At 47.6% G+C, this 13,897-nt stretch carries 11 protein-coding genes; 10 read left to right on the forward strand and 1 reads right to left on the reverse strand.

All coding sequences use genetic code 11. The annotated features are described in order from the left end of the window. Positions 1 to 237 precede the first annotated feature (237 nt). The 5 genes from J2736_RS15830 to J2736_RS15850 all read left to right on the forward strand — a co-directional run bounded on the left by J2736_RS15830 (position 238) and on the right by J2736_RS15850 (position 5,066). Positions 238 to 999, forward strand: a complete 762-nt coding sequence (locus tag J2736_RS15830) for a DeoR/GlpR family DNA-binding transcription regulator (RefSeq protein WP_310499569.1) — start codon at positions 238 to 240, stop codon at positions 997 to 999. Positions 1,000 to 1,181: 182 nt separating this feature from the next. Continuing rightward, a complete protein-coding gene (locus tag J2736_RS15835; RefSeq protein WP_310499570.1) occupies positions 1,182 to 2,213 on the forward strand; it encodes a 2-hydroxyacid dehydrogenase in 1,032 nt (343 codons plus the stop codon). Between the two features lie 33 nt (positions 2,214 to 2,246). Next, positions 2,247 to 3,716 carry an FGGY-family carbohydrate kinase gene (locus J2736_RS15840; protein ID WP_310499571.1) on the forward strand — a complete coding sequence of 490 codons (1,470 nt, stop codon included), beginning with the start codon at positions 2,247 to 2,249 and terminating at the stop codon, positions 3,714 to 3,716. A 1-nt stretch (position 3,717) separates the two neighbouring features. After that, entirely contained in the window at positions 3,718 to 4,326 is a 609-nt protein-coding gene (locus J2736_RS15845; RefSeq protein ID WP_310499572.1) for a histidine phosphatase family protein, read from the forward strand. 29 nt (positions 4,327 to 4,355) lie between these two features. After that, positions 4,356 to 5,066, forward strand: a complete 711-nt coding sequence (locus tag J2736_RS15850; protein ID WP_310499573.1) for a glycerophosphodiester phosphodiesterase — start codon at positions 4,356 to 4,358, stop codon at positions 5,064 to 5,066. 58 nt (positions 5,067 to 5,124) lie between these two features. Here the strand turns inward: J2736_RS15850 and J2736_RS15855 are convergent, their stop codons facing one another. After that, entirely contained in the window at positions 5,125 to 5,421 is a 297-nt protein-coding gene (locus J2736_RS15855; protein ID WP_310499574.1) for an AbrB/MazE/SpoVT family DNA-binding domain-containing protein, read from the reverse strand. Between the two features lie 312 nt (positions 5,422 to 5,733). Here J2736_RS15855 and J2736_RS15860 point away from each other — a divergent pair, with 312 nt between their 5' ends. From J2736_RS15860 to J2736_RS15880, 5 genes are all read left to right on the forward strand, one after another. Continuing rightward, a complete protein-coding gene (locus J2736_RS15860) occupies positions 5,734 to 8,913 on the forward strand; it encodes a glycosyl hydrolase (protein WP_310499575.1) in 3,180 nt (1,059 codons plus the stop codon). A gap of 261 nt (positions 8,914 to 9,174) precedes the next feature. After that, positions 9,175 to 10,959 (forward strand): discoidin domain-containing protein, encoded by a 1,785-nt coding sequence (locus J2736_RS15865; protein ID WP_310499576.1) that lies wholly within the window; start codon positions 9,175 to 9,177, stop codon positions 10,957 to 10,959. A 112-nt stretch (positions 10,960 to 11,071) separates the two neighbouring features. Further along, a complete protein-coding gene (locus J2736_RS15870) occupies positions 11,072 to 11,230 on the forward strand; it encodes a hypothetical protein (protein ID WP_310499577.1) in 159 nt (52 codons plus the stop codon). Continuing rightward, positions 11,227 to 12,918, forward strand: a complete 1,692-nt coding sequence (locus tag J2736_RS15875) for an extracellular solute-binding protein (RefSeq protein WP_310499578.1) — start codon at positions 11,227 to 11,229, stop codon at positions 12,916 to 12,918. The genes J2736_RS15870 and J2736_RS15875 overlap by 4 nt, the downstream gene beginning before the upstream one ends. Before the next feature lie 22 nt (positions 12,919 to 12,940). Continuing rightward, positions 12,941 to 13,846: an ABC transporter permease gene (locus J2736_RS15880; RefSeq protein ID WP_310499579.1), complete on the forward strand. Its 906-nt coding sequence runs from the start codon at positions 12,941 to 12,943 to the stop codon at positions 13,844 to 13,846. The last annotated feature ends 51 nt before the right edge of the window (positions 13,847 to 13,897 follow it).

Here is a 13,897-nt window from a genome sequence, read left to right on the forward strand (position 1 = left end):
TGCGGCACCTTCTCCGGAATAATCGGATTAGGTGCCGCATTTTTATTTTCTCGCTTGAATTTACTCAAAAACCTTAAGTTTTTCAGTGGCCTCCTCTAGGGGCAGGGCCTTGTTTGTGCTTGTTCCGTGTATCTTGACAGCATAATGATTCATCGTTAATCTAAAAGAAACAAATTTGCGCACAAATTACTGCTAAATGAGCAGATTATATAGGGATTTGTGAGGAGGGACCATCCGTTGTTAGCGGCAGAACGAAAATATCGCATCGTGGATTACGTCAAACAACATCGTGTCGCGACAATTGCTGAGCTGGCATTAGCATTTAATGTTCATGACGCGACAATTCGGCGAGATCTGGAGGAAATTGAACAGAAGGGGTTGCTCAAGCGAACACATGGCGGTGTAACCTTTGATCAGTGGACGCAGGATGAGCCTTCTTTTAATGAACGGGCCGTCCAGCAATTAGATCAAAAGATGCGGATCGGGAAGATGGCAGCAAGCCTGATTCAAGATGGGGAACACGTAATAATTGATTCCGGCACGACGACGCTTCATATTGCCAAGCATCTTGTTCATCGTTCGAATATTACCGTCGTGACCAACGACATGAACATTGCTATGGAGCTGCGCGAAGCATCGGGAGTCAAGGTCATTATGACAGGCGGGGAGCTGTATCCGTCTAGCTATATGTTCAACGGGATGTTTACCGATCATGTCCTGAAGTCGCTTCATGTGCAGAAAGCGTTCCTCGGCACGCCGGTCATCCATCCGAAGCATGGGTTGATGCATCCGGAGGCACAGTTAGTGCCGACCAAGCAAGGCATGATTGCTGCAGCTGAGCGAATTATTGTCGTTGCGGATGAGAGCAAGATCGGCAATTTGTCGCTCCATACCGTTGCGCCGATAAGCGGAGTGCATACGCTGATCACTTCTGAGGGAGCTCCGGACAAAGCCATAAATCAGTTTCGCGATAGCGGCGTCGAAGTCATGTTGGCTTAAGACGGCGCGTAGCATCGTTTGTATTGAGCGCCCTCGCGGGTGCTTTTTTTTATTTAGCTGAACTAGAAAAAATGATTGTACAGCCAAAGGTTATCTGCTACAATCCAAATAAGCAAATGAGTTATTTTTGAGCAAATGTCCATATATACGAATAACCGAATAGCAAGAAAGGATGATTGCAGATGAACATTCTTGTCACAGCCCCTTATACGGAGGAGCAATTAAAGGTCGTTGAGCAGTTCGGAAAGGTACATTTCAGACCTTGGAAATCAAACGGCAGAGCCTTCCACGCGAATGAGCTGATTGAATTGCTGCAGGAAACGAATGCGGATGCCCTCATTACCGAACATGATCACGTGGATGCTTCCGTCATTGAGGCTGTTGATCTGAAGTTTATCGGTGTCTGCAGAGGGACGCCGTCGAATGTGGATGTTGCAAGCGCAACGCGCAAAGGAATTCCTGTATTCAATACGCCGGCTCGCAACGCACAGGCTGTAGCGGAGTTGGTAGCCGGTTCGCTGATCGTATTCTTGCGGAAATTGCGTGAAGCAGAGTACTGGCTCAAGTCGAAAACATGGAAATCGGATGCGCATGAATCCTATCTTCATTTTCGAGGGCATGAGCTGCGCGGAAAAACCATCGGCATGGTAGGCTTCGGAGGTGTTGGGCAGCGAGTTGCCGAAGTATTGAGAGGTTTTACCTGTGAGATCCAATATTACGATCCCTATTTGCAAGAATCACCGAATCCAGCGTATACCGCTCGTTCCTTAGAGGACGTGTTTGCAACTAGTGACATTGTGTCGATCCATCTTCCCGTTACGGCAGATACGATCGGGATGATTGACGAACAGCTACTCAGCCTGATGAAGCCTGATGCGATACTGGTAAACAGCGCTCGCGCGGCTGTCGTGAACCGAGACGCTCTGTTCGCGGCCTTGCAAGACAAGCGTATTGGTGGAGCTGTGCTGGATGTGTTCTATCACGAACCGCCAGATGAATCGGATTATGCGTTGATTGAACTACCCAATGTGTATGCGACACCGCATATTGCTGGCGCCTCCTATCAAGTGGATGGCTATAGCATCGTTATGATGAATGAAGCGCTTGAAGCATGGTTCGGGCAGGGGAATCGACGAATCCGCCAGTTAGTTAACAAATCGATTCTGGTTGAACCGATCGAACATGAACATGCAGCCAAAGCAGTTGGCGGCTAATATGCTTGTGGTCCGTATAGAGGAGGAAAAAATGTGAACAGCAGCAAACTCGTTTTTATCGGAGCTGATATCGGTTCGCAGGGTGTGCGTGTTATGGCACTAGATGAGCAAGGGGAGCTGCTTGCCGCAGATGCGGTGACATTCGAGCTCGCCAATACGCGGGAGGAGCAGTCGCCAGCACTTTGGTGGGAGGCTTTGACGGGATGCTTGAGTCGAATCGTTCACGATTTGAAAACGTTACATGCAGGCATATCAATTGAAGCCTTATCGGTGACATCCACCTCGGGAACGATGATTCCTCTGGATGAGCGGAACGAGCCGCTGGGCCCGGCGCTGATGTACAGCGATCCTCGGTCGCAGCTGGAAGCGAAGGCTTGCACCCTTGCTGCGCAAGGTGATCCGTGCGCGTATACCACATTTCATGCCTCCTCTGGATTGCCAAAAATCATCTGGTTTGGCAACCAGTATCCGCACCTGATGGAACGGACGAAACGTTGGGTACATGCTGCTGATTATCTGATTGGCAAGCTAAGCGGTGTATGGGGAGTTACCGATTATACGAATTGCTTGAAAACGGGATATGACTTAGTTCGCGACCGTTGGCCGTCCTATATAAGTGAGAAGCTGGGCATCCCGTCCGAATGGCTGCCTACCGTTGTAGCCCCGGGCACTGTGCTCGGCACGATTAGCGTTGAAGCGTCGCAGTTGACAGGTTTGCCTGCGCAAGTTCGCATCGTTGCGGGCATGACGGATGGCTGCGCCTCACAGATCGCCTCGGGTGCGATTCGACCTGGTGAATGGAATACAACGATTGGAACGACGATGGTTGTAAAAGGTGTCACACAGCAGCCGATCCTAGATCCGCTCGGTAGATTGTATAACCATAAGCATCCGCAGGGCTTTTGGATGCCTGGCGGCGCAAGCAATACAGGAGCCGATTGGGTCTCGCGCGATTATCAAGGGGCGGATCTTGCCGTCTTGAATCAACGGGCCGGCGAGATGACGCCGACACCTTGGGTCGCCTATCCACTTCGCCAGAAGGGGGAGAGGTTCCCCTTTGTTGCTGAGGATGCCTGCGGCTTTGAGCCACAGGGGCTTACACCTGAGCAGCGATTTGCTGCTCGGATGGAAGGAGTCGCTTATTTGGAGCGGCTGTCGTATGACATTATCGAAGGATTGTCGGGGGAACGCTTGTCAGCGATTTATACAGCAGGCGGCGCGAGTAATAGCCTTGTCTGGTTACAGATTCGAAGCAGTGTGAGCGGCAGGCCCATTCAAAAGATGAAACATACCGAAGGTGCGGCAGGCGCTGCTGTTCTAGCTGCCTCCCAAACGCGGTTTTCAAACTTAGAAGAAGCGGGAAGCGCGATGATTCGCCCAGCGTTGACCGTGGAACCAGCCGCCCCTTCAGTTTGTGAGCAGTATGAGATGAGATACAAGCAGTTTGTACAGCAATTACGCGATAATGGATTTTATCATGAGGGAAAGGTTCAGGTGGGATAAAATGACTCGGTTTTATGTGATGCGTCACGGAGAAAGCGAATGGAATCGTGATGGCCGCTACTGCGGGATTTCGGAGATTCCTCTTTCAGCTGGAGGGATGAAACAGGCGGAGCAGGCGGGCGAGTTCCTTCGAGCCGTGAAGATCGATCATGTCTACGCATCCCATCTGGAGCGCGCAGCTCAAACTGCTCAGCCTGCGGCAGGCCATCGAAAGCTGCGCATTCGTCAAGATAAGCGGCTGTCGGAGATTGATTTTGGCTTATGGGAGGGGCTGCAGCTAGAGGAAATTAAGTCCCGATATTCCCAGGAGTGGCAGCGTTGGCTGGATGACCCTACCGAAGTTTTGGCTGGCGGAACAGGAGAGTCTGGACAAGTTGTGTTTGATCGGATGCATCACTTTTTTACAGAGAAAGCAGTAGAGCACCCGGGTGAGCAAATTCTTGTTACCGGGCATAGCACAGCGATCCGTATTTTCATTGCTGGCTTGCTGTCCATGCCGCTGAAAGCGTACCGAAAGCTGCCTACTGAAAATGCAGGCATTGCCGTGCTGGACGCGAAGGGCGACGATTTTCAACTGATCAGATTGAACTGCCGTTTTGATGCATTTTAAATACCTATATCGGGAAGGAATGACTGCTCATGACGATTAAAGGAATTGCACACCGTGGCTACCCTGTCAAATATATTGAAAATACGCTGCCTTCGTTTCAAGCAGCTTGTGAGTTAGGATTTTCACAGCTAGAGTTGGATGTTCACTTAAGTAAGGACGGCGTGCCTATCGTGATGCATGATAAAACGCTCGACAGGCTGAGCGATGGTAAAGGCTATATCAAGGACTATACAGCGGAGGAGCTGCGCCAATTTCGGATCAGCGGTACGGAAGTGATTCCAACGTTGGAGGAAGCACTGCTTCTGGTTAAGGATCGCTTAATTGTCAGCATCGAACTGAAACAGGAGGGCGAACTCTATACGGGGCTGGAAGAGGCAGTTCTGGAAGTTGTTCGTCGCACAGGGATGATAGAGCAGGTTTATGTGATTTCCTTTGATCATTTCTCTGTCGCTCGGATGAGAGAGCTGGATGCAGATATCCCATTAGGATTAGTGTTCCATGGCAGCATGCCTTATGTGTTCCCTTTTATGAAAGAGATCAAAGGTCAGTATTTGGCTGTTAAGCTGTCATTTCTCACGGAACGGTATGCTCGCATGATTGAAGAAGCGGGAATTCAATTGGTGGTCTGGCCGGTCGACCGTCTGGATGAGATGGAGATGGTTGCGAAGAAATATCCTTCGGCCATTATATGTACGAATGAATTGGAGCGGTGGAAGTCGTTTGTTGAGAATCGTTCATAGTAGTCCATGAACAAAGGCGGTCAGCTTAATGGCCGCCTTTAGAATTTGTTTTGGTCTCTTAGTCCAATCCGGCATTTTTCCTTGCCATCTTAATAAATTCCGCTTCATTATCAATAGAAATTGTTTCCCAAGTATCGGAATTATCAACTTCTGCAAGCCGTTGGCGATACAGCTTATAGATCTCCATATCCTCTTTTGGCACGCTCACAACAGGTGTCCCAATTAACACTCCATCGATCACTTTAAAATCGATTTCATCACCAATATCAGCATGAATTGCATCAAGTATTTCTTTTTTTATAGTAATCTGTCCCTTTTTACGTATTGTAACTTTAGATCTTACCTCGTCAGCCATAATAGCAGTCCTCCTCATGTCGGATTCTATTATTGACATTATATCCACTTCCCTTCATATTGATTCTTATTTTCCTACTTTCCTACTTTTCTACTTTCCTATTATACATCATTTAACTATCAACTTCATTGCTTGTTATTTTATTTGGAAAGAGAGGCCGTATTTTCATTGAAAAATGACACGGAAACTAGGGAATTTCCACTATGGCCGCTCGAGCGGTTTCGATAGACTTAAGGGGAGAAGACAGATGAGACGTGCTCATCTCGAAGTTGGATTTCCCTGAGATATCTACATAAAAGGAGAGAAACTAGCATGACGTTACCTGACTTGAACCAATTCGCAGATCCGCCGGCCCTGTACAAAAGCGCACCTCTTTGGGTGTGGAACGACGAGATGACGGAGGCACTCATTCGCACACAGTTGCTTGAATTAAAAGAACATGGCTTTGGCGGTGCCTTTGTCCATCCTCGTCCGGGGCTCATTACACCCTATTTATCCGAGGAATGGTTTGAGTTGTGGGCCATCGCGTTGCAAGAATCCGAAAAGTTGGAATTGAAGCTGTATATTTACGATGAAAATTCATATCCGTCTGGCTTTGCTGGAGGCCATGTGCCGTCTGAGCTGCCAGATTGTCTGGCCAACTCGGTGAATATGCGTGAGCTGGATTTAACAGACAGCAAGTCAACGCTGCCAGTCGTCTCCGGGATGCTGAATCGCCCAGGGCATCCGATCCGAGCGTTCGCCATGAAGGAAAGCGCTGAGGGGAACGGGACACTAGAAATTGCCCATGATGTCACAAACATCCCTTCTTCCGAGTGGGGACAGTATGGCGAGAAGTTTCTGTGGTTTGAAATTGGCAAGCCAGAGACAAACTCATGGCTCGGCGGTTTTGCATATACAGATTTAATGCGCCCTGAAGTGGCGCAGGTCTTCCTTGATAGCACGTATGAAGCGTATCGCAGTCGATTTGGCGACAAGTTTGGCAGCAGCATTCCTGCCATCTTCACGGATGAACCGGAAATCTCACCAGGTAATCTATTTCAAGCTGGCAACAACTTTTTGCCATTCAGTTATTGGTTTGCTGGCCGCTTTGAAGAGCGGAACGGGTATGATTTAAAGGACCACTTACCTTGCTTGTTCAAAGACGTTACTGGTCCTTCACTTCGCCGAGACGCTCAAAAGGTTCGCTACGATTATTACGACACCATTCGTGAATTGTGGGTGGAAAACTTCCTTCAACCTATTTATGAATGGTGTGCGAAGCATGGAATTGCTTGGACAGGGCATTATTTGGAGCATAACTGGCCCTATCCGTGGGGCAGAACCTCTCCAGCAGTGATGTCACTCTATGAATACATGCAGTGGCCAGGGATTGATATGCTGCGCTCCAATTTGTTGAGGAAGAAAGATCAGGAAGGCATGGAACCACTCATGCTAACGATTAGGGAAGTCCACAGCGTCGCCAATCAGTTAGACAAAGAGCGTGTTCTTTGCGAAGCTTATGGCGCTGGCGGATGGGATTCGGATTTTCGTGATTACAAACGAATTGGCGACTGGCTGGTTGTTCACGGTATTAACTTTATTAATCAACATTTAACGTTCGTTACGTTGTCGGGGGCACGTAAACGTGATCATCCCCAATCCTTCGACTGGCGTCAGCCATGGTGGGAAGAATATGGGAAGATGAACGACTACTTCGGACGCCTAACCTATATGCTTTCGCAGGGGAAGACGAACAATCGCATTCTGTTCTTAAATCCTGTGACGAGTGTTTTCATGGAATCGCCGGAATCTCAGAAGGGAGGCCTTAGTCTCCAGGCAGCTCCGCCACAGAACCCAGATATGTCTCTGCATCTGGAAGTTGTACAAGGCTTGTGCGATCGGCAGTGGAACTATGATTTCGGCGATGAGTTCATTATGGAGCGGCATGGCCAAGCTGAAGCTGGTAAGCTTCAAGTTGGCAATCGCCGATACGATGTTGTTATTTTCCCGGATAGTATGCGGAATATGAAAGCTTCGACTTTAAAGCTGCTTGAAGCCTACTTGCAGTCAGGTGGGCGTGTGATTGCGATGGCAGAGCCGTCAAGTTTTATTGATGGTGAGGCTTCGGAAGTGGCGCTCAAGCTGGCATCCTACCCAGGATGGCTGACAGCGTCGACGCTAGATGACATAGATCATTTACTACGTGAAATACTTCCGATGGATATCGAATGGGTTAACGAGACTCCGCTTCCAGTCGGCGTCCACCATTTGCGTCGGGATTACGACGATGGAAGTTCCGCTTATTTTATCGTCAATAGCAGCCCGGAGGCTGTTGTCGCTGATTTGAAGCTGCGCGGTAAGGAAGTCGAAGTTCGTGACGCTTGGAGCGGGAATGTTGTAGTACCTGCTTACGTACGGGAAGGTGAGTTCGTGCGTCTGACGATTGAACTGCCAGAAGAAGGATCACATCTATTGGTTGTCAGGAATGTAGTGAACGGAGATGCTGATCTACTTGCAGCGCAAGAGGTTACGTCTAACGCGAACACGGCTAGTTGGTGCACAGTCTCCGCACAGACGTCCGTCCAGCTGGAAACAGACAATGTGTTGACGCTGGACTACTGCGATATTCAAGTGGGCAGTAAATCGTACGAGAACATCAACACGGTTCATGGTCAGCGTCTGATCTATGAGCACCATGGCTTTGAAACGAACCCATGGGATAATGGGGTGCAGTTCAAACGCAGGCTGCTCGACCGCAATACGTTTGGAGCTGGTACTGGCTTTACAGCAACATATCGCTTCCACGCAGATACGGCAGGTTTAGTTGGCCCGATCCAGTTCATGGCGGAGCGTGGCCGTTCTTATCAGTTGTCCGTCAATGGCACTCCGATTAATTGGAATGAGGCGAGTTGGTCGCTAGATCATCATTTTGATGCTGCGGAAATTTCAGGTGCCATTGTGAACGGGGAAAATACAATCACGCTGCAAGTAACTCCATTCGATATTCGCCTAGAATTAGAAGCGGTTTACTTGTTAGGCTCATTCTCGGTCATCAGCACCGAAGGCAAATGGACAATTACTGAACCCAAAACGCTCGGTTTAGGAGCGTGGAAAGATCAGGGCTACCCGTTCTACAGCAACAGTGTGGTGTATGAAAAACAAATCCAGGTGCCATCGTTAGGCCACGCTTATCGAGTTCACCTTCCCGAGTGGGGCGGGGCTGTGGCATCGCTGCACGTGAATGGGCAATTCGCTGGCTTATTTGGTGCCGGACAAGGAGATTCCCATGAGGTCAGTCACCTTCTCCGTGAAGGAACCAATACCATTGTAGTTCGCGTTTCAGGTAACCTCAAGAACATGCTTGGTCCGCATCATGAGCCAGACGGTGTGCGGAAAAGTGCATGGCCACGCAACTTTAAAAAGGCGCCACTCTATGGTCCGCCAGCTGCCGAAAGCTACGATACGCTTGCTTTCGGATTATTAGCCGATTTTGTTGTCGAAATGAGCTGAATATTAATTTCCATTTGTTTAGAACCGTGTAGTCAGGCTACACGGTTTCTATGAATTGAGCAAATGTTCATAAATAAACAAATGATTGAAAAATCCAATACAATCAAATACAATGAAAGCGTAATCATTCTGCAGCTGACGGTTGGAGCTGCAAAATTCTTTTTAAAATCGAAAGGGGTGGTTCAGCAAGCAATTGTGCAGGTAGAAGCAAGAGATAGGCTCGATCGTCCATGCAAAACAAACTTAAAGGAGGAAATAAAATTGAAAAAGAAATATGTGTCCCTAAAGCTTTCCGTTGGTATGCTTACGCTCATGTTAATGTCTGCACCGCAAAGCGCCTTTGCCTGGGGAGGCGTAACGACAGCTGGCGCTTCGCTTACGAACAGTAACAGCTCGGGCCATGGGAAGTTAGCGACAGATGCTTATAATGATACACGTGCAGCCGCATTCAAAACGTATATGACCTCCATACCAGATACAGGTTACGGGTTGATGCAGGCAAGATTGTTAAAATATATGGCAGAAGGCGATGTGGCAGCTGAAAAGGCTTGGGTTGCTCATTTGGATGATGGGGGCGATGCCGATGTGCCTATAACGCTAGACATTGATGAAAAGGATACGAATGATGGCGTCATCCACGTAGCAGCACATGCGGTGACCAACTTGAAATATGATGCACGTCTTCATAATGCTCTTGAGATGTTGAAGCTGGCTGTGTACTGGAAAAATCAAAATCAAAAGCCAGAGCTGCAGTTTAGACTGCTGGGGAATGGGGCACATTTGTTACAAGATTATTTTGCCCATTTGAATGCCGGTAGAGATGCAGGCAATCCACATAATATTGATGCCAACCTGAAGGTGGATAACGATGGGGATGGCGTGGCAGAAACATCGGTAGGCGCCGATACGGTCATGGATAGTCTCAATTGGGATAATCATTCTGACCACAATAGCGGGCTTCCATACGATATGCGTATCCAAGACGCGTTTGAAGTGGATTTTTGGCACAAAGATACGAATTGGGCGAATAATTATCGGTATAAACAATCGGTAGAGCTAACGATTAATTATTTCAATGCTTTTATGGCCGGGACACACGCTGATTTTGAAAAAACACTGGATCAAGGGTACGTGGTCAACGGAACCACGACAACGTACATTGACTACATTAGCAAAGTAGTGATTGATAACACGAATACGTATGCCACGTATGATTCGCCATGGACGGCATCAACGAGCACTGCGGGGTATTGGGATACTGATTATGCAACGGACGGCACGAGCGGAGCAGATGCATCCACGAGATGGGCGAAATTTTCGACGCCAGATGCAAATTCTTGGTACACTTTTAAGCCGGGCAAATATAAAATTTACATGAGATGGACGGCAGGCACAAACAGGCCAGATGCTGCGCCACTAGAGATCGCGTATAACGGTGGCGTCGACACGTCTAAAACGGTAAATCAACAAGTCAATGGCAGTCAGTGGAACTATATTGGTACTTATGATTTGGCGGAAACAGGCAGCTATGTGAAGCTATTGGCGACAGATGCTGGGACTACAATAGCGGACGCCGTTATGTTTGTTAAAACGGTGGAAAGCGATCCAATCGCTAGTCTCACTGCCTCCAGTTCGCACGAGGGAAATGGTTGGACCGTTAACAATGTAAAGGATGGCTTCCGATCCTCGTTATCAGGCATACTGGGCTGGAGCAGCCAGAATAGCACGTCTACGAATCATACGGAATGGATGACAGCGGATCTTGGCAGCAGTCAATCCATCAGCCGAGTCGATCTGTATCCAAGAAACGATGGCACGAATCTGGGCAGCTGCTTCCCAATTAATTTTACCATTCAAGTATCCTCTGATAATGTGAACTGGACGACAGTGACGACCAAGACCAATTATGCCAAACCAGGTAATAAGGTGCAGAGTTTTGCATTCACTTCCCAATCAGCAAGATATGTGAAAATAACAGGAACGAGCTTAAGAACCGATTCGTCTGGTGCATATAGAATGCAATTTGCAGAAATAGAAGTGTACTAAACTTCAAAAAACAGCCTAAAAACATGTTAATCATGTAAAGGGCTGTTTTTTTCATAAACAGAAGATTCATTCAGTTGTATACTCAAGAAAGCAACGTAGAACAAGTTGAAATATGACAATGAAACTAGGGAGTTTCCCCTATGGAGCCGAAGTTGCTTTTGCTAGACTAAAAGTAACAGAAGACGTGGGCTTGGCTGCCGTGAACGGCGCCGTAAGCACGCAGCTGTCCAGCTCTGGATTGAGATTATTTACATGGAGGGGTCACATTTGAAAAGCTTAATTAGCAAAAAAAGTACGCTGTCGTTACTCATAACAACACTTACGTTAGCTTCTACGCTCTCCGCTTGCTCAACAACAACAGACACCACTACCGATAAACCGGCTTCATCCGCAGCTCCGGCAGCAACCAAGCCTGCAGGCAACGCAGCTGAGCAAAGCCCTGAGGGCAAATACGATCCACCGATTAGCGTATCCATGGTGCGTGACATGCCAGGCGGTCTTACATTTCCGCAAGGGGATTCATTAGATAGCAACGTCATGACGAAGCTATTGGAGCAAACATACGGAGTTAAAATTGAGAATAAATGGGTAACTGACGGTGTGACCTATAACGATAAGTTAAACGTGGCTATTGCGTCGGGTGACTTACCGGATATTTTCCGAGTGCAGCCCATCCAGCTGAAGCAGCTTGCAGATGCCGGCATTATCGCTGATTTAACCGATGTGTACAAGAAAAACATTACCCCGCTTGCAGATGAGAAGCTACGAACGGATAAAGGTGTGGGCCTAGCCTCAGCTACGTTAGATGGTAAGCTAATGGGGATTCCTTATGTGAATGCAGCCATTGAGGGTGCACAGATGCTGTGGGTTCGCAAAGATTGGCTAGACAATCTTGGACTAACAGAGCCGAAAACGATGGACGATGTTTACAAAATATCAAAAGCTTTTAAAAACAACGATCCTGATAAAAATGGCAAAAGCGATACGTTTGGCCTTGGCTTTTACTCAAATATTTTCGGTGGATTTGGCGGTATGACGGGCTTCTTTAACGGTTTCCATGCCTACAAAAACATGTGGGTCAAAGATCCAAAAGGCGGCAACGAGCTCGTTCAAGGTAACCTTCAGCCAGAAATGAAGCAAGCGCTTGCCAAGTTGCAGGAGTTGTACAAATCCGGTGAAATCGATAAAGAGTTTTCCGTGAAGACGGCGGACCAATTGCTGCAAGATATCGTGGCTGGGAAGATCGGTATGTTCTACGGAGCGTTCTCTGAGCCGCTGAATAAGCTTAACAAGGCTGTGACGGCTGATGCGAAGCAAGTATGGGAAATGTATCCGCTGCCTTCCGTTGATGCTAAACCTGCGTTAGCGCAAGTGACGGCGATGCCGGCGTACTACTGGGTTGTAAATAAGAAAAGTAAGAATCCAGCAGCTGCGATTAAAATGATGAATTTATATGTTGAGAAGATTTTTGGGAAAACGGCTGACTTTAAGTTCATGTATGACGGGAATTTCGCCGTGTATCAATATCAGGACGTGAAAACGTTCGGTGCTACGAAAAATCTTGATCATTTCTTAGCGATTAAGGCTGGCTTAGCAGGCGACATGAGTAAGCTGAATCCGGAAGGTAAAGGCTATTTCGATCAAGTGAAGCAGTATCAAAGCGGTGACAAGACGATGTGGCGTTATGCGAAAATTTTTGGACCTGATGGTTCGGAAAAGGTCATCAACAAGTACGTAACGGAAAATCAGTTGTACTACGATCAATTTACGGGCATCCCATCGGAGTTAATGGTTGAGAAAACCGGTACGCTTGGTGATGTGACGAACGAAACGTTCATGAAAATTTTGCTCGGCGAATCCCCTGATCTGTTTGATAAATTCGTAGCGAATTACAATAAGCTCGGCGGTACGGATATTACGAAGCAAGTGAATGATTGGTACGGTAAGCAAAAGAAATAATTAAACGCTTGGAGTGATAGCCATGTGGAGCACACGAAAATCGATTTATTCACGCTGGCCTCTACATCTCATGCTGCTGCCCGGATTGGCGCTGTTGTTCGTGTATCATTACATTCCGATGCTAGGCGTATCGTTAGCTTTTCAAAATTTTAAGCCGACGCTAGGATTGTTTGGTTCCAAGTGGGTGGGATGGGATAACTTCACCTATATGATGGCATTGCCCAATATTTATCGGGTCATTTGGAATACGTTATACATTTCCGTGCTCAAGGTGATTGCGGGGCTGGCATTTCCGATTATTATTGCATTGCTACTGAATGAAATTCGCACCGTATTCGTGAAGCGCAGCATCCAGACGCTGATTTATTTACCGCACTTTTTGTCCTGGATCATTCTAGGCGGCATTCTGATCGATGTATTATCGCCCTCAACGGGTATTGTGAATGGCGTGTTGAAAGGGCTCGGTTTCGAGCCCGTTTTCTTCCTAGGGGAACCGAAGACATTTCCCTATGTACTCGTTACGACGGATGTGTGGAAGGAATTTGGCTTTAACACCATCGTCTATTTGGCTGCAATTACGGGTATTAATCCAAATCTATATGAAGCAGCTGTTGTGGATGGAGCGAATCGTTGGAAGCAAATTCTGCACATTACGATACCGGGCATCCTCCCGGTAATCGTTCTGCTCGCAACGCTGAGCCTTGGGCATATTTTGAATGCAGGGTTCGACCAAGTGTTCAATCTATACAATAAGGCCGTCTATGAAACCGGGGATATCATCGATACACTGGTGTACCGCATGGGGATTCAGCAGGCGAAATATTCACTTGCTACGGCGGTCGGGCTATTCAAGTCAGTCGTGTCATTTATCCTTATCTCCGTATCGTATATGTTAGCCTACCGATTTGCCAATTATCGCATATTCTAAAATGACAGAAGAAGAAGCAAGCTTTCCCTCCGGAAAGCACCGAGAGGAGGC

The organism is Paenibacillus qinlingensis, assembly GCF_031455095.1.
Taxonomy (GTDB): Bacteria; Bacillota; Bacilli; order Paenibacillales; family NBRC-103111; genus Paenibacillus_E; species Paenibacillus_E qinlingensis_A.